We start from the raw sequence: 16893 nt of genomic DNA on the forward strand, positions 1-16893 counted from the left end.
GCTCGTCTTCGGAAGGAGTCACACGAATGCACATGGCCGACGCGCTCATATCTCCTGCCGTGGGCGGCACGATGTGGGCTGCGACCGCGGCGACGGCGGTCTACTGCGCCAAGAAGGTTCGGGAGGAAGCGGACCCGGCCAAGATTCCGTTGATGGGCGTGCTGGGCGCATTCATCTTCGCCGCCCAGATGCTCAACTTCACGATTCCCGGGACCGGTTCGAGCGGTCATCTCGGGGGTGGTCTGATTCTCGCGATCCTGTTGGGGCCGGAGGCGGCGTTTCTGACCATTGCATCGGTGCTCACCGTCCAGGCGCTCTTCTTCGCCGACGGCGGGCTGCTCGCCTTGGGCTGCAACGTCTTCAACCTCGGGGTGTTCCCTGCATTCGTCGCGTACCCCGTCTTCAAGATGATCGTGCGCGACACCTGGACCACGGGCCGGATCGTGTTCGCCAGCATCGTGGCTGCCGAGATCGGTCTGCTGCTCGGCGCCTCCGGTGTGGTGCTTCAGACCGCGCTGTCCGGCGTCAGCTCGCTGCCGTTCACCACGTTTCTGCTGATCATGCTGCCGATCCACGCAGCGATAGGGCTCGTCGAGGGGCTCGTCACCTCCGCAGTCGTGCTGTTCGTGAGGCAGGCGCAGCCGGAGATGCTCACCCGAACCGCGGTGAGTGCACCGCTGGCGGGCCTCAACGTTCGAGTGGTGCTCATCTGCTTGGCCCTGGCCACAGTCGTGTCGGGCGCCGTCTTCGCCACCTTCGCATCGTCGAACCCTGATGGTCTTGAATGGTCGATCGCCAAGGTGACCGGCAGCGAGGAGTTCGCCGGCGACGCATCAACCGCCGCGAAGCAGGTGTCGGCGGCCATTCAGCAGCGGACAGCCTTCCTGCCCGACTACGGATTCAAGACCTCTGGCGCCGACGCTCCGGCTGAACTTCCTGCGGCGGCAGGCGCTCCCACGGTTGATGCGGGGACGAGTACCGCCGGAATCGTGGGCGCTGTGATCACGCTCGGCGTCGCGGCTCTGATCGGCGTCGCTCTGACCAAGCGCAGGCGCAAGAGCGCCTCGCCCGGAGAGCGCTAGCACCTTGAGGCGGACATGAGAAAGGCCCTCCCGGGTGGGAGGGCCTTTCGTGCGTTCGAGATGCGATTGCTTCCTAGACCAGCTCGACCGTCGTGCCGCCGTCGCGAGGGGTGCCCTCGAGTTCGGCGATGGCATCATCGAGCTTCGCGCGCGACTCGCCGAGCAGAACGCTCGCCTGGGCGAGTGCCTTGCTGACCTCGGGTCGCTTGCCGTGATCGGCGAGGTGATGCAACTGCTCGAGCCACTGCTGCACCATCGCGAGTGAGTCGTCCGACTGCCCGATGGCCAGCTTGAGCTGACCTACGTTGACTCCCTGCTCACACATGACTGTGTCCTTTCGTGCGTTCGAGCGGCCTCGCTGCTCGGCTCTAGCCGATGAACGGGGCGAGCTCGTCGATGAGGCGCTTCTTGGGCATGGCACCCACGAGCTTCTTGGCCATCTGCCCGTCTTTGAAGACGAGCAGAGTCGGGATCGAAAGGATGTCGAAACGCTGCGCGATGGCAGGGTTCTCGTCCACGTTGAGCTTGCCGACGGTGACGGCGTCGTACTCTTCCGCGAGCTCCTTGAGCACCGGCTCCATCGCGCGGCACGGTCCACACCACGGCGCCCAGAAGTCGAGCACGAACGGCTTGGAGCTACTCGCCACTGTCGCTTCGAAGTTAGCGTCGGTGACCTGAGTCAGGTCTGCCATCGAGATCTCCCTTCGTGCTCGCTACCCTAGAGCGAGCAGGTTGTCGTTTCGTCAATGTAGCGCAATGCCTCAAATGCCGCCGAAGCGCCTTTCGCCGCTGCGGTGATGACCTGCTTCAGTTCGGAATCCGTGACGTCACCGGCGGCATAGAGCCCGGGGACGTTCGTGCGACCATCGTGATCGATAGTGATGTACCCGTTGTCGGAGAGCTTCACAAGTTCAAGCGCCAACTCGTTTACGGGATGCACGCCCACGAAGATGAAGACGCCCTGCACCGGCAGGATCTCCTCGGGCTCGCCCTTCGTCGACTCGAGCCGGATGGCGCTCACCTTACCGTCCTCGCCGATGACCTCGACGGGTACACGTGAGAGGTGCTCCTCGATCTTGGGATTGGCGCGGCAGCGCTCCTGGATGCACTTCGTGGCACGGAACTCGTCACGACGATGGATCAGGTGCACCTTCGAGGCGAACTTCGTGAGGAACATCGCCTCCTCGACGGCCGCGTCTCCGCCGCCGATGACACAGACGACCTTCTCCTTGTAGAGCGCTCCATCGCACGTCGCGCACCACGAGACGCCGCGTCCGGTGAACTCGGCCTCGCCCGGGATTCCGAGCTTGCGGGGCACGGCGCCCGTGGCGAGAATCACGCAATCCGCCGAGAACTCCTCGCCCTCACTCTCGAGGACGAAGTGCCCCTCGTCGTCGATCTCGATCGATCCGATCGGTGAGAAGCTGCGCATGATCGCACCGTGGGTCTCGGCCTGCTTGGTCATCAGCTCGCCAAGCTCCATCCCGTTGATTCCCTGAGGGAAGCCGGGGTAGTTCTCCACCCAATCGGTCGTGACGATCTGACCGCCGGGGAGTCCGCGTTCGAAGACGACGGTCTTGGCGCGCCCGCGGGCTGCGTACAGGGCTGCGGCCAGCCCGGCCGGTCCGCCGCCCACGATCGCTATCTCGATATGCTCTCGGCTCACTGCTTTGCTCCCGACGCGTCGACGGACTGGTTGGTTGTCAGCTTTCTGACCTGCTCGAGCAGAAGCGTCGCCTGCTGGAAGAGCGCGTGCTGATTCGAGTCGTTCTTGGTCAGGGATATGACCTTCTTGAACTGGGTCTCGGCGGCAGCGTAGTCCCGGCGCCCTTGGGCGTAGAAGATACCCAGGTTGTAGTTGGCGCGCAGGTGGCTGCCGTCGGCTTGCAGCACCGACCCGACCTCGCGAATCGCGCGGTCGGTCTGACCGGTGTTGAAGTAGAGCGTCGCCAGATCGGCTCGGGCGTTACTGTCGCCCGGCGAGACCGCGAGGTAGCGCTCGTAGTAGCGAATGCCCTGCTCTCCGAACGTGATCGCTGTTCCGGCGTCGGACTGCATCGCCGCTTCACTCTGGTCGAAGAAGATGTTCGCCATCTTGAGGAGGGCTTCACTGTCATTCGGGTTCGCCTGAAGCGTGCCGAGCGCGTCTAGCGCGGCGAGCTGGTTTGAGGTCAGGAGCGTCTTGAACTCGGTGGGCATGGTGCCGTTCGCGTGGTCCTGCTGCGAGTACATAGCGATGAACAGCACGCCCACGAACACCGCGATCGCCACGGCGAGAATCGTGATCGGCACGCGGTACCGCTGGAACGGGCGGATGATGTAGCGCTTCGAGAAGCCCGCTTCGACGCCGTCACCATAACGCTCGACGGGCAGGCCGAGTGTCTGCGCCTTGAGGAGCATATTCAGGTCGTTGGTGACGAGCCGCACGTCGCAGTCGGCTGCGTCACATGCGCGAAACACCTGCAGCGCCGACACGAGAATGCGGTCATCCGAGTTACGGGTGGACACGCCTTCGGGCAGGTTCTTCGTCTCCGAGTCGAACGGCATGACTCGGACCGAGCCGCCGTCAGGCAGGTCGATGCCCTCGACGAGGGAGCCGTCCTCCGAAAGCTCGAACAGGATCCGGCTGACCTCGCGGCCGCGAAACCGCAGATCCGGATCGACTCGGGCGGTCTTGAGCTTGTCGAGCTCCGAGAGAACCGTCTCAGGGATGACCACTTCGGCGCGTGGGAACGACAGCACCGAGTTGGGATCGGCCAGGAGCACGTTGGTATCGAGAATCACGATCTTGTTCATGCACAATGCCTTCCGGGAATCAGAAACCCGCGCGTTCGGTGACGTGTGCCGCACCGCGGGCAGTTAGCGCGAACTTGGGTGTATGTCGTCATCTGCGTCGTCAGTGTATCCTGCCCCGCTTCGTGATTCACCGTCATGACGCTCTGCAGCCCGGCTTCTCCGCACAATAAACACAAGCATGACCAGCATACCCAGCACCACCGCACCGCCGAGGGCGAGCCGGTCGAGATACGATGCCTGCACGTTGACGTTACGCTTCGCGAGCACGAGCCCGTCAGCGGTGACCTCGATAGTGAGTTTCCCCGAGAGACTCGTCTGCATATCCACCGGCACCTCAAGGTACGTTTCCTGAGGGCGCAATGTGGTGGGGATGCTCGTGTCGCCGCCGACGTGCACACCCCCGCTTGATGTCACGGTGACAAGTACGTTGAGCGTCTTGTCGCTGCTGTTCACGATGGTGATCGGCAGGTCGCCCCTCGTACCCGACAAGGTGATTGACTCCGCATTGACCGAGACGCGATCGAGCACTGCTTTCGTCGTTGCGAGCGAGGTCTGAGCGAACTCCTTGCCACGCGCGGCGTCGCTCCATGCGGGGTTGCCGTCCGCCCAGGACGAGCTTTCGGCGACGAGCGACTGCGCGTTCGCGGTCGTCGCCGTGGGATCACTTGCGCCGACTGCGGCATAGTACGCGTCGGCGTACGCGCGCGCCTTCGAGACGGTCGTCCAGAAGCCCTTTGGCGCGCCTTTGGTCGACGGCCCGGCGAGCAAGCGCACCTTCGCGGCGCCGCTCGGGGCCTTGAGCGAACCGGCCTTCTCAAGCTGAATCCACGGCTGGGCCTCGATCGCGGAGAGCGCCGGGCCTACGAGGTCCGTTGTGGTGGGCTCATCGCTGTCGATCTCGAGCGCGAGGACCAGGGGTTTCTTGGGGGACGAGACCAGTCGTGAGAAGGCGTGGTCGAGGGCGTGTGATGTGTCGCCCTTCGCGAGCGATTCAGTGACGGCTTCGTCGAACGCGAGCGCGAGGAGCTTGCCGCCCTTGACCGGGTAGACGCCGCTGGCAGGCCTGGACTTACCGTCGCGGACGCAATCGGTGTCGACGACGACGTAGCGCACACCCTTCTCGGCGAGCAGTGTGAGCTCGTTGGCCGGCACGCAGGCGCCGGCCGGAACGGTGCCGGGCGAGGGAGTCACCTCAAGGCTGGCGAACACCCCCGAGATGCCCGCGTCGTACTGCGGCCCCACGTCGGCGGCGAGCCCATGCTGGGCGAGGTCGGTGAGGTTGGGGTCGGCGTAGCCGAGCGTGACGAGTTCGAGACGGCCGGTGTCGATTGCCGCGCGAAGATCCGACAGCGTCGCGTTGTACGCTGCGGGGACGGGATCGGTCGGGCGCGCGGTGGTGCCGTCCGTGCGCGTGTAGCCGCCCGAGATGCGCCTCCACTCGACGAGCAGGACCGGCGGGATCGCCAATGTGATCCGAGCCTTGGGATCGGTGAGGATCCGGCTGCTGATCGATGCCACTGCAGCGCGCGCCCCGGAGGCGGTCGCGGGGTCGAGGACGAACCGTCCATCGGGTGCGGCCATGGGGCGACCCGAGATGCGCACCACGAGCGCCGTCTTCACGCGGGGGCCGGCTCGGTCGTAGACCCTCAGTGTCTGTGACGTCTCGGAGGACACGGTCGTGCCGTTGACGTTTGCAGTGGCGGTGAGTCTGACCGGGTACTCATCGGGATCGAGCGTGAGCACGTCCGTCAACGCCCGCTCGAACGAGAATCGCTCCACTCCCGGGCCGGCGTTGTTGATGATCCGCGTGCGCTTGAAGAGCAGTTGCCCGCTCGGCCGAAACACCTCGAAGACCGTTTGCAGGTAGGAGGCGCGGTCCTTGAGGCGAACTTGAGCGGTATAGCCGAATGCACCGCCGGTGGGCACTGCGGGCGCGCTGGAAATCAGCGATGTCGTCATCGCCGGGCGCTCCGCGATCGGTGTCGACGTGGCCGTCGAAGTGCTCGGAGGGGCACTCCCGGCGGGTGCTACCGCGACCAACGCAACAAGCGCCGCCACCGCGACTGCGGTGGCAACGGAGGTCAGCGCGCTGGGTCGCGGGATCATCGGCGGCTCCGAGCGGAAGCGAAGATTGTCGCTTTCGCGGCGTGGTTGGCGTGTACCATGTCATGCCATTGGGCACCAACGGATTATCGCACGACATACGTGAGAGGACGCGAACGGCCATGTCACAGAGAGACCAGGACCCGAGCATTCCAACGGTGCTCCCGCTGATCCCACTGCGAGACCTCATCGTCTTCCCCAACCTCGTCGTGCCGCTGTTCGTCGGCCGCGAGAAGTCGATCAACGCGCTTGAGGCAGCGATGCGCGAGGGGCACTTCATCGCGCTCGCAACGCAGCGGCAGGCCGAGACGCAGGATCCCGGACCCGACGACCTCTACGACATCGGCTGCATCGTCACGGTGATGCAGGAGCTCAAACTGCCGGACGGTACCGCCAAGGCGCTCGTCGAGGGACAGCAGCGCTTCCGCATCCTCGAGTACCTCGAGGGCGAGCCGTACTTCCGCGTCCGCGTTGAGCTCATCGAGGAATCGACCGAGTCCGATATGGAGACGCAGGCGCTCATGCGGGCGCTCGTTACCGACTTCGAGCGCGCAGCCGAGCTCGGCAAGCCGATCCCGCAAGAAGTGCTCGTCGCCGCGAACTCAATCGAAGAACCCGGACGGCTCGGCGATTTCATCGCGTTTCACCTTAATCTCAAGGTCGACGAGAAGCAGGTCATCCTCGATTCACTTGATCCGCGCGTCCGTCTTGAGGCCGCTACTCGGTTCCTCAAGAAGGAGCTCGAGATTCTCGAACTCGGCACGAAGATCCAGGACCGGGTCAAGGAGCAGATGACCAAGTCCCAGCGCGAGTACTTCCTGCGCGAGCAGCTCAAGGCGATCCAGCAGGAGCTCGGGCAGTACGACGAGGTCCAGGCGGAGGTCGATGAGTACACGACCAAGATCCGCGAGTCGGGCATGCCCGAGCAGGTCGCCGAGAAGGCGCTCAAGGAGCTCAACCGCCTGGAGAAGATGCAGCCGCAGTCCGCCGAGACGAGCGTCATCCGCACATACCTCGACTGGCTTGTGGGGCTTCCGTGGGAGATCGAGTCCGAGGAGAAGCTCGACCTCGTCGAGGCCAAGGCGATCCTGGACGAAGACCACTACGGTCTCGAGAAGGTCAAGGAGCGCGTGCTCGAGTACCTTGCGGTCCACAAGCTGACCGACAAGATGCGCGGCCCGATCCTGTGCTTCGCCGGACCTCCGGGTGTCGGCAAGACCTCGATCGGCCGTTCGATCGCCCGTTCGCTCGGGCGCGAGTTCATCAGGCAGTCGCTTGGCGGCGTCCGTGACGAAGCAGAGATCCGCGGTCATCGGCGGACGTACGTGGGCGCCCTGCCCGGCCGCATCATCCAGTCGATCAGTCAGGCGGGCACCAACAACCCCGTCTTCATGATGGACGAGATCGATAAGGTTGGCGCCGACTTCCGCGGCGACCCCACGTCGGCACTCCTCGAGGTGCTCGACCCAGAGCAGAACTACGCCTTCCAGGACCACTACCTTGAGGCGCCGTTCGACCTGTCCAACGTCATGTTCATCACCACCGCGAATATGCTCGACACGATTCCGCCGGCGCTGCGCGACCGCATGGAGGTCATCCACTTCCCGGGCTACACCGAAGAGGAGAAGCTCCACATCGCCACGGATTACCTCATCCCCAAGCAGCTCGAGCAGCACGGCCTGACTCCGAGCAAGCTCGAAATCACCGACAGCGCCATTCGCGAGATCATCCGCCGCCACACGCGCGAGGCGGGCGTACGAGGTCTCGAGCGCGAAGTCGCGGCGATCAACCGTCAGGTTGCGCGCAAGGTCGTCGAGGGCAAGAAGGGCAAGACCGTCGTCTCGCAGCGCACGCTGCACAAGTATCTCGGGCCGGAGCGCTTCTCCTACGGCATGGCCGAGGAGCGCGATGAGATCGGTGCCGCAACCGGCCTGGTCTGGACCGAGGTCGGTGGCGACATCATCTTCATCGAAGCCACGAAGATGCCCGGCAAGGGCGCGCTTATCCTCACCGGTCAGCTCGGCGACGTCATGCGTGAGTCGGCGACTGCTGCGGTCAGCTACATCCGCACACGCGCCAAGGACCTTGGTATCGCCGAGGACTTCCAGGACCACTTCGACCTGCACATCCACGTGCCGGCCGCGGCTATCCCCAAGGACGGTCCGAGCGCGGGCATCACGATGGCCACGGCGCTCGCGTCCACACTCATCGGGTGCCCGGTCCGCCGCGATCTGGCGATGACCGGCGAGATCACGCTGCGCGGGCGCGTGTTGCCCATCGGCGGACTCAAGGAGAAGCTGCTGGCCGCGCACCGCGCCGGCCTCAAGACGATTCTGGTGCCCAAGGACAACCTGCGTGACCTGGAGCTCGTGCCTGACAAGGTGCGCACCGAACTCGAGATCATCCCCGTGAGCACGATGGACGAGGTGCTCGCACTCGCTCTCGTGGGCGACACCTGCCCGCCGAACTCGAAGAGTGCGAAGAAGCCGAAGCGTGCTCCGGTGAAGGGTGGCGGCCGCACCAAGCGGTGATACCATCGTCTCCCACGTACCCCGAGCGGGAGGTCAGATGCGGGTCCTAGTCACCGGCGGCGCCGGGTTCATCGGCAGCAATCTCGTCAACGCGCTGCTTTCGGGCGGTCACGTCGTTGGCGTGATCGACGATCTGTCGACCGGCAAGTCCGAGAACATCCACCCGCACGCGTGGTTTCGCACGCTGGACATACTCGATGACTCGATGCCGGCGCTCGTGGCCGAGTTTGCGCCTGATGCCGTCGTGCACCTCGCCGCACAGGCAAGCGTCCCGGTATCGCTTCGCGACCCCGAGCGGGACTTCGCGGTCAACGCCGAGGGGACGCGCCGAGTCGCTGCCGCGGCAAAGGCCGCCGGTGCCGTGCGCATGATCTCGGCGTCCTCGGCCGCCGTCTATGGCGAGCCCGACGAGACGATGCTTCCGCTTGCCGAGTCAGCGCCCAAGGCGCCCGTTAACCCGTACGGCACCTCAAAGCTCGCCGCCGAAGGGCTGCTCGCCGAGGAGCTGCTAGGGACGGGGGTCGACTTCGCCTCGTTCCGCTTCGCGAACGTGTACGGGCCGCGTCAAGACGCTGCCGGGGAAGGCGGTGTGGTCGCGCTGTTCTGCGCTGCGATGCACGCCGGCGAGCCTCCCACGGTGTTCGGGGACGGCACGCAGACTCGCGACTTCATCTACGTCGGCGACATCGTCGGAGCGATCGTCGCGGCGCTGCACGCCGAAGGCACGCTCGGTACCGCTGCGGGCGATGCACCCGCCTACAACATCTCGACCGGCCGAGAAACCAACGTCAACGACATCCTGCGCTCGCTGCGCGAGGCCGCCGAGTACTGGGGCCCGATCGACTCCCGTCCCCTGCGGCACGGCGATGTGGCGCGCAGCTCACTGTCGCCGGCAAAGTGCGCGGCAACGTTCGGGTGGACGGCGAACCAGACGCTCGACGTGGGGCTGCAGACGACTTGGCGATGGTTCGCCGGACGCGCGTGAGCGACAAGACCCACACCTCGAGTGTGATCGCCGACAAGCTGCGCGCGCTTCACGAGGCCCGCGTGAAGGCAGAGCTTGCTGCAGCGGATTCGCTGGCGCCAGGAAGCGATCGTGTGGCGACCACGGGCGCGAGCTTCGCGCAGATCGCGCTGGTCAAGGGGTTGCCCGGCCCGGCCGAGGCGACCGGTGGCGGGGCCATGACAGGCGCCGATGGGGTCGCGCTCACCAAGGCCGTGACTGCGCTCGGATTCGCCGAGGCGGAGGTGTTCTTCACTGTGTCGCGCCCGGAGCAGGGGATGGACGCGGAGCGCGCCAGCGACCGTCTGCGCTTGCAGCTCGAGTCGGTCGACCCGAAGGTCATCGTCGCGCTCGATGAGCAGGCCGCCGCCGACATCGCCGAAGCGTTCGGTTGCCAGGCGCCGGCCGCCGGTTCGCCGCCGGTTCGTGTTCTCGGCAGGCGGATCTTCGCGGTCAGCGGATTCGAGGCCGCGCTTTCCGACCCCGTTGCCAAGCAGCGGGTCTGGGCGGAGCTTAAAGCCGTGAAGCCGGAAGGATCGGTGTACTAGTGGCCTACATCTTCCTTGTCGCGATGGGGCTCATCATGATCGGCGAGCTCGCCGACAAGTCGCAGTTGCTCGCGATGGTGCTGGCGACGCGCTACAAGGCGTGGCAGGTGCTGCTCGGCATCTTTGTAGCCACATTCGTCGTGCACTTCTTCACGACGCTCGTGGGCCAGTTCGTTGGCTCGGCGATTCCCGAAAACGTCATCCCGTGGATCACGGGCGTCCTGTTCGTAGGATTCGGTATCTGGACGCTTCGCGGCGATACGGTCGAAGAGGAGGACGCCGATAAGGGCGGCCGGTTCGGGCCCGTCATCGCCACGGGCATAGCATTCTTCTTCGCCGAGCTTGGCGACAAGACGCAGATCATGACGCTCGCCATCGCGGTCGATCCGGGGTCGGCGCTGCTGAGTTACCTGAAGGAGGCCGGTCCGACTGTGCAGTCGTGGCTCGCGGGTCTCGGCTCGCCCGACTCCGTTGGCACTGCGGGCCGGTTCTGGTCCGTGACGCTCGGTTCCACGGTGGGCATGGTGCTCGCCGACGCGGTTGCGATCGGCATCGGTCGCCTGCTGGGCAAGAACCTGCCCGAGCTGGCGATGCGGCGCGTTTCCGGCGTGATCTTCATACTCTTCGGACTCCTGAGCATCGGCGCGACGTTCTTCACCGGCTGACGCCGCTCGCCGCTGAGCCCACACGCAAGACGAGACGCCCCATCGGGACGTCTCGTCGTAGTTGCTACCGGTGCGGTGTCGGCGAAGAGAGTTAGTCCTCTTCAATCTCCGTGATCGCCCCCATCGGGCACTCCTCCATGCAGGTCGCGCAGGCGTCGCAGTTCTCCTCGGTGACGGCCTCAGCGGCGTCGCCGACGATTTCGAGTACACCATTGGGACAGGCATCCACGCAGATGCCACAGGCCGAGCAGTCGTCCGCGTTGATGATGGGTCGGGGCATGGAGTCTCCTTCTATTCGCGCGCCGCTGGTGCGACCAGACGGCTCTGGTTTCGTGCGTACCATACAGAGCGGTTCGGGTGGTGTAAAGGGACATTTCGCCGAAGGGCGCCACTCTCCCGCACAAGGCTTGGGTTGTCCGGTGTCCGAGCGGGTCCGCATACCGCCAGGAGCGACCCAGGCATGGCGGGTTTCAGGATCGGATTTCGGGGTATAGTTACAAGGCGTGTTGCCAGAAAACTTGACAACGCAAGACTCAGATTTCAGAATGGCCGAGCGGCACCTCCCGGGGGCCGCCCATAGCACTCGATAACCACCGCACCTGATCGGCGCGGAACCTGGAATCAACGATACGCACGTGAAAGGGGAGTCAGTAATGGCGAAGGTACTCGGTATCGATCTCGGTACCACCAACTCGGCGATGGCCGTCCTCGAAGGCGGAGAGCCGACCATCATCATCAACGCGGAGGGCGATCGCACGACGCCGTCCGTTGTGGCGTTCCGCGACGGTGAGCGCATCGTCGGCAAGCCCGCCAAGAACCAGGCGGTCACCAATCCTGAGAACACCATCAAGTCCATCAAGCGGTTCGTCGGCCGCAAGTTCGAGGAGACCTCCTCGGAGCGCAAGACGGTCGCGTACAAGGTCGCCAAGGGCAAGGACGGTCGCGTCGAGGTCGACATCGACGGCAAGATGTACACCCCCGAGGAGATCTCGGCGATGACGCTGCAGAAGCTTAAGGCCGACGCCGAGAAGTACCTCGGCGAGACGGTCACGCAAGCCGTCATCACGGTTCCTGCGTACTTCAACGACATGCAGCGCCAGGCCACCAAGGACGCAGGCAAGATCGCCGGTCTCGAGGTGCTTCGCATCATCAACGAGCCCACGGCTGCAGCACTCGCGTATGGCCTGGACAAGGGCGACCAGAACCAGACCGTTCTCGTCTTCGACCTCGGCGGCGGAACCTTCGACGTCTCGGTCATGGAGATCGGGGAGGGCGTCTTCGAGGTCAAGTCGACCAACGGCGACAACCACCTCGGTGGAGACGACTGGGACCAGAAGGTCATCGACTGGCTCGCCGAGCAGTTCAAGAGCGACCATGGCATCGATCTCCGCGCCGACAAGATGGCACTCCAGCGTCTCAAGGAGGCCGGTGAGCGCGCCAAGATGGAGCTCTCCAGCGCCCAGACCAGCCACATCAACCTTCCATTCATCACGGCGGACGCCTCGGGCCCCAAGCACCTCGATGTCACGCTTTCGCGTGCGGAGTTCGAGAAGATCACCGACGACCTGCTCGAGCGCACCCGCAAGCCCGTCCAGCAGGCCATGAAGGACGCAGGCGTGAAGATGGGCGACATCGATGAGGTCATCCTCGTGGGTGGCTCGACTCGTATGCCCGCCGTCCAGGAGCTCGTCAAGAAGATGACCGGCCGCGACCCGCACATGGGCGTCAACCCGGACGAGGTCGTCGCAGTCGGCGCCGCGATCCAGGGCGGCGTGCTCGCGGGCGACGTCAAGGACATCCTGCTCCTCGACGTGACCCCGCTTTCGCTCGGAGTCGAGACGCTCGGTGGAGTCATGACGCGCATGATCGAGCGCAACACCACCATCCCTACGCGCAAGACCGAGACGTACACGACGGCCGCTGACGGCCAGACGAGCGTCGAGATCCACGTCCTGCAGGGCGAGCGCGAGATGGCCGGCGACAACAAGACGCTCGGCAAGTTCCACCTCATGAACATCCCGAGCGCACCGCGCGGCATCCCGCAGGTCGAGGTCACGTTCGACATCGACGCGAATGGCATCGTGAACGTCAGCGCGAAGGACACGGGTACCGGCCAGGAGCAGAAGATCACCATCTCCGGCTCGACCGCGCTCTCCGACGACGAGGTCGACCGCATGGTCACCGACGCCGACAAGCACGCCGAGGAGGACGCGGCTCGCAAGGCCGAGGTCGAGGCTCGCAACCAAGCCGACACTCTCGTGTACGCGACCGAGAAGACGCTCAAGGACCTGGGCGACAAGGTGCCCGAGGACGACAAGACCGCAGTCGAGGAGGCGCTCACCGCCTCGAAGACCGCGCTTGCCGGCAACGACGTCGACGAGATCAAGTCGACCACCGAGAAGCTCCAGGAGGCCAGCTATAAGCTCGCCGAGGTCGTGTACGCAGCCGCCCAAGAGGCTGACGCTGCTGCTGGCGGCGACGAAGCCGCGGCCGCCACTGAAGATGTCGTCGACGCGGAGTACGAGGTCGTCGACGAGGAAGAGGGCAAGTAATCATGACCAAACGCGACGGCGCTCCCACCGGCGATACCTCCGGTCGCGGTCCTCGCGAAGATCACGCTGCGGAGGCTCCCTTCGGTACCGTCGGAGGGAGCCCCGAGGCGGGTCTCGATCCCGAGTTGCTTGATGACCTCGGGGCTGAGTTCGGGCTTCGTGGTGACGTGATGGAGGACGAACTCGAGGCTGCTCGCGCCGAGGCCGCAGAGATGCGTGATGCAGCGCTTCGTGCCCAGGCCGACTTCGAGAACTTCCGTAAGCGCACAGCTCGCGAACGCGAGGATGAGCGCAAGCGCGCCGCCGAGCGACTTGTCGAGGAGCTGCTTCCTGCGATCGACAACCTCGAGCGTGCGATCGAGCACACATCGGCCGATCACGACATCGAGCACCTCATCACGGGCGTGACATCGGTTCACGCGCAGATCGTCGGGGTTCTCGGCAAGCACGGAGTGAGCGTGATCGACCCGCTCGGACAGCCGTTCGACCCGTCGACACAGCAGGCCGTGAGCCAGCAGGAAGACCCGACCGTGCCGGCCGGTACGGTCGTGGCCGCCTTCCAGAAGGGCTACGAGATGGGTGGGCGCATCGTGCGTCCGGCCATGGTCGTGGTCTCGACCGGGGGACCTCAGCGCGAGGAGTAGGCCATGGCCCCCACAGCGAACTACTACGACATCCTCGGTGTGAAGAAGTCAGCAACCGCCGACGAGATCAAGAAGGCGTTTCGCAAGCTCGCCCGCAAGCATCATCCCGATGCCGGCGGCGAAGAGGAGAAGTTCAAGGAGATAAACGAGGCCTACGAGACGCTCTCGGATGACGAGAAGCGGAAGGCCTACGACCAGTACGGGCAGTACTTCGGTGGCCAGGTGCCGCCCGGTTATCGTTCCGGGGGCCGCGGGGCCGGAGGCCCGGGCGCCGGCGGTTTCGGCGGGCCGGGCGGCTACTCCGCCGACGTCAACATGGGCGATCTGGGTGACCTGTTCGGTAGCGTCTTCAGCGGGTTCGGCGGCGGTGGTGGCGGTCGGGGTGGTGGTCGGCCACAGCCCCAGCGCGGCCGCGATGTGGAGATGCGCCTGGACGTGACGTTTGAGCAGGCTTTCGCCGGGACCTCGACCAAAGTCGAGGTGGACGGCATCGAGTCGTGCTCGACGTGTGGCGGTACCGGCGCCAAGCCGGGGACCAGCAGAGCGACCTGCGGCGCGTGCAGCGGCACGGGTAAGACGAGCGAGGGCCAAGGCATGTTCGGCTTCTCGCGTCCGTGCCCCGCGTGCAACGGCGAGGGAAGCGTCATCGCCTCTCGGTGCAGCAGCTGCCACGGGCACGGCCGGGTGCGCACTCGCAAGCCCGTCACCGTCAACGTGCCTGCAGGGGTCAACGACGGCGGGAAGCTGCGGTTCAAGGGCAAGGGCGAGCCGAGTGACACCGGCGGACCGGCGGGCGATCTGTACGTGATCACCCACATCAAGCCGCACCCGTACTTCTCGCGAGAAGGAGCAGACGTCGTATTGGACCTGCCGGTCTCGATAGCCGAGGCCGCGCTCGGCGTCTCCATCAACGTCCCGACGCCCGCTGGTGAGAAGGTGAGACTCAAGGTGCCGGCCGGCACGCAGACTGGTAAGACGCTGCGCATCACCGGCAAGGGCGCACCGAAGCTCAAGGGCGGTGGCCAGGGCGACCTGAAGGTCCGCATCAAGGTCGTGACGCCCGAGTCTCTCAGCGAGGAGCAGAAGTCCGCACTCGAGACGTTCTTCGCGGCGTCAACCGAGGATCTTCGGGCCCACATCGGATAGCCAGCGGCAGGATGTGCCGCTTTCGACGAAGGATGATCGCGATGAGACGAGAGAACGACAGGCCGCTGTACATGATCTCGGTCGCAGCCGAGCTTGCCGGCGTGCACCCTCAGACGCTGCGCATCTACGAGCGCCGTCGGCTCATCCAGCCGCAGCGATCGCAGGGCAACACCCGGCTGTACTCGCAGGCCGACGTCGACCGGCTGCAGCTCATCCAGCAACTCACCCAGGTCGAGGGCATCAACCTCGCTGGCGTGGTCCGCATCATCGAGCTGCAGCGCGAGCTCGATCGCACTCGCGCCGAGCTGGCTCACGCCAACGCACGGCTCGCGCGAGCCGAGGCTGCGGCGCGAGCAGCCGGGGAACGCGCTCGCAGGCGCGAGGTTCACGCGGCGATCGTCCGCGTTCAGCCCGGCGCCGTGGCCAGGAGGCAGGGATTCTGATGGCGAATCGCGAGACGCAGCCCGGCGACAGGCGTAACCCCGTTGTCCGCTGGCTCGAGAACGTACGGGCCGGCGAGATATGGGGCGGACCGGCTTGACAGGCCGTGGCGTGGGTGTGGTCACACCTGGTACCCGGGCGGCACGGAGCGCCCGCTTGAACGGCGAAACGCTGATCGTCCCGTGAGGACGACAGAGGCTGACGCGAGCCACCGGCTCGCGATGGAGGTGGCACGACGATGAGACTCGACAAGCTCACGATCAAGGCACAGGAGGCTCTCGAGGCCTCGGGTGGTATCGCCGAGGAGTACGGCGCGAGTCAGGTGGAACCGGAGCACCTGCTCAAGGCGCTGCTCGACCAGGCAGAGGGCATCGTCCGCCCGATCCTCTCGAAGGTGGGTGCCGACCCGTCGGGGCTCGACGCGGCGGTGGGCGAGGCGCTTGCGGCCGCTCCCAAGGTATCCGGAGCCGCCGCTCAGATGGGTGTCGGCCCGAGGCTCAACACGGTTCTCAACGACGCCTTCAAGTTCGCCGAGAAGATGAAGGACGCCTACGTCTCCAGCGAGCACTTGCTCGTGGCGCTCGCCGCCGATAAGGGAGAAGCCGGCCGTGCGCTCGAGCGGGCCGGTGCAACGCAGGCGCGACTCAATGCCGCCGTCGACGAGCTGCGACGCGGCTCCAAGGTCACCGACCAGAACTCCGAGGCGCAGTTCCAGGCGCTCGAGCGCTACGGGCGCAATCTCACCCAGGCCGCGCGCGACGGCAAGCTCGATCCGGTCATCGGCCGCGTCGACGAGATCCGCCGCACCGTGCAGGTGCTCTCGCGCCGCACCAAGAACAACCCTGTGCTCATCGGCGAGCCGGGAACGGGCAAGACCGCGATCGTCGAAGGGCTCGCACAGCGCATCGTCGCCGGCGACGTGCCCAGCAGCCTGCGCGATAAGGACCTCATCTCGCTCGACCTGGCCTCGATGGTCGCGGGGGCGAAGTACCGCGGCGAGTTCGAGGACCGGCTCAAGGCGGTCTTGCGCGAGGTCGAGGAGTCCGCCGGGCAGATCCTGCTGTTCATCGATGAGCTGCACACGATCGTCGGCGCCGGCGCGGCCGAGGGCGCGATGGACGCGGGCAACATGCTCAAGCCCGCTCTCGCGCGCGGCGAGCTGCACGCGATCGGCGCCACCACACTCGACGAGTACCGCAAGCACATCGAGAAGGACGCGGCGCTCGAGCGCCGCTTCCAGCCGGTCATGGTCGGCCAGCCGACCGTCGAGGACACGATCAGCATCCTGCGCGGCCTGCGCGAGCGCTACGAGATCCATCACGGGGTGCGGCTGAAGGACACGGCCCTCGTGGCGGCGGCCGTGCTGTCACAGCGCTACATCA

General features: G+C 65.6%; 16 protein-coding genes. 10 read left to right on the top strand and 6 right to left on the bottom strand.

Annotated elements, in window-relative coordinates; all coding sequences use genetic code 11:
• Positions 1–26: 26 nt before the first annotated feature.
• Positions 27–1082, top strand: coding sequence for a cobalamin biosynthesis protein CbiM (locus HGB10_08210; protein NTU71785.1), 1056 nt, complete (start codon positions 27–29; stop codon positions 1080–1082).
• Positions 1083–1155: 73 nt separating this feature from the next.
• Here the strand turns inward: HGB10_08210 and HGB10_08215 are convergent, their stop codons facing one another.
• The 5 genes from HGB10_08215 to HGB10_08235 form a co-directional block, all read right to left on the bottom strand.
• Entirely contained in the window at positions 1156–1407 is a 252-nt protein-coding gene (locus tag HGB10_08215; GenBank protein ID NTU71786.1) for a hypothetical protein, read from the bottom strand.
• A gap of 43 nt (positions 1408–1450) precedes the next feature.
• Complete coding sequence (gene trxA / locus HGB10_08220) at positions 1451–1774, bottom strand: thioredoxin (GenBank protein NTU71787.1); 324 nt, start codon at positions 1772–1774, stop codon at positions 1451–1453.
• A gap of 26 nt (positions 1775–1800) precedes the next feature.
• Positions 1801–2733, bottom strand: a complete 933-nt coding sequence (gene trxB, locus HGB10_08225) for a thioredoxin-disulfide reductase (protein NTU71788.1) — start codon at positions 2731–2733, stop codon at positions 1801–1803.
• An 11-nt stretch (positions 2734–2744) separates the two neighbouring features.
• Positions 2745–3878, bottom strand: a complete 1134-nt coding sequence (locus tag HGB10_08230; protein NTU71789.1) for a tetratricopeptide repeat protein — start codon at positions 3876–3878, stop codon at positions 2745–2747.
• A gap of 63 nt (positions 3879–3941) precedes the next feature.
• The gene (locus HGB10_08235) at positions 3942–5984 is read right to left on the bottom strand and encodes a hypothetical protein (protein ID NTU71790.1); all 2043 of its coding nucleotides are present in this window, start codon (positions 5982–5984) and stop codon (positions 3942–3944) included.
• 119 nt (positions 5985–6103) lie between these two features.
• Here HGB10_08235 and lon point away from each other — a divergent pair, with 119 nt between their 5' ends.
• The 4 genes from lon to HGB10_08255 are packed head-to-tail and all read left to right on the top strand — an operon-like array spanning position 6104 to position 10728.
• Complete coding sequence (gene lon / locus HGB10_08240) at positions 6104–8512, top strand: endopeptidase La (protein ID NTU71791.1); 2409 nt, start codon at positions 6104–6106, stop codon at positions 8510–8512.
• 37 nt (positions 8513–8549) lie between these two features.
• Positions 8550–9497, top strand: coding sequence for an NAD-dependent epimerase/dehydratase family protein (locus HGB10_08245; GenBank protein ID NTU71792.1), 948 nt, complete (start codon positions 8550–8552; stop codon positions 9495–9497).
• Complete coding sequence (locus HGB10_08250; protein NTU71793.1) at positions 9494–10063, top strand: hypothetical protein; 570 nt, start codon at positions 9494–9496, stop codon at positions 10061–10063. Before HGB10_08245 ends, HGB10_08250 begins: the two co-directional genes overlap by 4 nt.
• A gap of 23 nt (positions 10064–10086) precedes the next feature.
• Entirely contained in the window at positions 10087–10728 is a 642-nt protein-coding gene (locus HGB10_08255) for a TMEM165/GDT1 family protein (GenBank protein ID NTU71794.1), read from the top strand.
• A gap of 91 nt (positions 10729–10819) precedes the next feature.
• On the opposite strand, the gene HGB10_08260 is transcribed toward HGB10_08255, so the two are convergent.
• Positions 10820–11008, bottom strand: a complete 189-nt coding sequence (locus tag HGB10_08260; GenBank protein NTU71795.1) for a 4Fe-4S binding protein — start codon at positions 11006–11008, stop codon at positions 10820–10822.
• A gap of 373 nt (positions 11009–11381) precedes the next feature.
• On the opposite strand from HGB10_08260, the gene dnaK reads away from it, so the two are divergent.
• From dnaK to HGB10_08285, 5 genes are all read left to right on the top strand, one after another.
• On the top strand, positions 11382–13280 hold the full coding sequence (gene dnaK, locus HGB10_08265; GenBank protein NTU71796.1) for a molecular chaperone DnaK: 1899 nt from the start codon (positions 11382–11384) through the stop codon (positions 13278–13280).
• Between the two features lie 2 nt (positions 13281–13282).
• Entirely contained in the window at positions 13283–13924 is a 642-nt protein-coding gene (gene grpE / locus HGB10_08270) for a nucleotide exchange factor GrpE (protein NTU71797.1), read from the top strand.
• A 3-nt stretch (positions 13925–13927) separates the two neighbouring features.
• Complete coding sequence (gene dnaJ, locus HGB10_08275; protein NTU71798.1) at positions 13928–15070, top strand: molecular chaperone DnaJ; 1143 nt, start codon at positions 13928–13930, stop codon at positions 15068–15070.
• A 35-nt stretch (positions 15071–15105) separates the two neighbouring features.
• The gene (locus HGB10_08280; protein ID NTU71799.1) at positions 15106–15513 is read left to right on the top strand and encodes a MerR family transcriptional regulator; all 408 of its coding nucleotides are present in this window, start codon (positions 15106–15108) and stop codon (positions 15511–15513) included.
• 236 nt (positions 15514–15749) lie between these two features.
• Positions 15750–16893: AAA family ATPase (locus HGB10_08285; protein ID NTU71800.1), on the top strand; the 1144-nt coding region annotated here is incomplete at its 3' end.

The sequence above is a fragment of the Coriobacteriia bacterium genome (assembly GCA_013334745.1).
Classification (GTDB): Bacteria; Actinomycetota; Coriobacteriia; order Anaerosomatales; family JAAXUF01; genus JAAXWY01.

Coding starts and splice junctions, on each gene's coding strand:
- HGB10_08210 (NTU71785.1), top strand. CDS start 27: ATGCACATGGCCGACGCGCTCATATCTCCTGCCGTGGGCGGCACGATG.
- HGB10_08215 (NTU71786.1), bottom strand. CDS start 1,407: ATGTGTGAGCAGGGAGTCAACGTAGGTCAGCTCAAGCTGGCCATCGGG.
- trxA (NTU71787.1), bottom strand. CDS start 1,774: ATGGCAGACCTGACTCAGGTCACCGACGCTAACTTCGAAGCGACAGTG.
- HGB10_08230 (NTU71789.1), bottom strand. CDS start 3,878: ATGAACAAGATCGTGATTCTCGATACCAACGTGCTCCTGGCCGATCCC.
- HGB10_08235 (NTU71790.1), bottom strand. CDS start 5,984: ATGATCCCGCGACCCAGCGCGCTGACCTCCGTTGCCACCGCAGTCGCG.
- lon (NTU71791.1), top strand. CDS start 6,104: ATGTCACAGAGAGACCAGGACCCGAGCATTCCAACGGTGCTCCCGCTG.
- HGB10_08245 (NTU71792.1), top strand. CDS start 8,550: ATGCGGGTCCTAGTCACCGGCGGCGCCGGGTTCATCGGCAGCAATCTC.
- HGB10_08255 (NTU71794.1), top strand. CDS start 10,087: ATGGGGCTCATCATGATCGGCGAGCTCGCCGACAAGTCGCAGTTGCTC.
- HGB10_08260 (NTU71795.1), bottom strand. CDS start 11,008: ATGCCCCGACCCATCATCAACGCGGACGACTGCTCGGCCTGTGGCATC.
- dnaK (NTU71796.1), top strand. CDS start 11,382: ATGGCGAAGGTACTCGGTATCGATCTCGGTACCACCAACTCGGCGATG.
- grpE (NTU71797.1), top strand. CDS start 13,283: ATGACCAAACGCGACGGCGCTCCCACCGGCGATACCTCCGGTCGCGGT.
- dnaJ (NTU71798.1), top strand. CDS start 13,928: ATGGCCCCCACAGCGAACTACTACGACATCCTCGGTGTGAAGAAGTCA.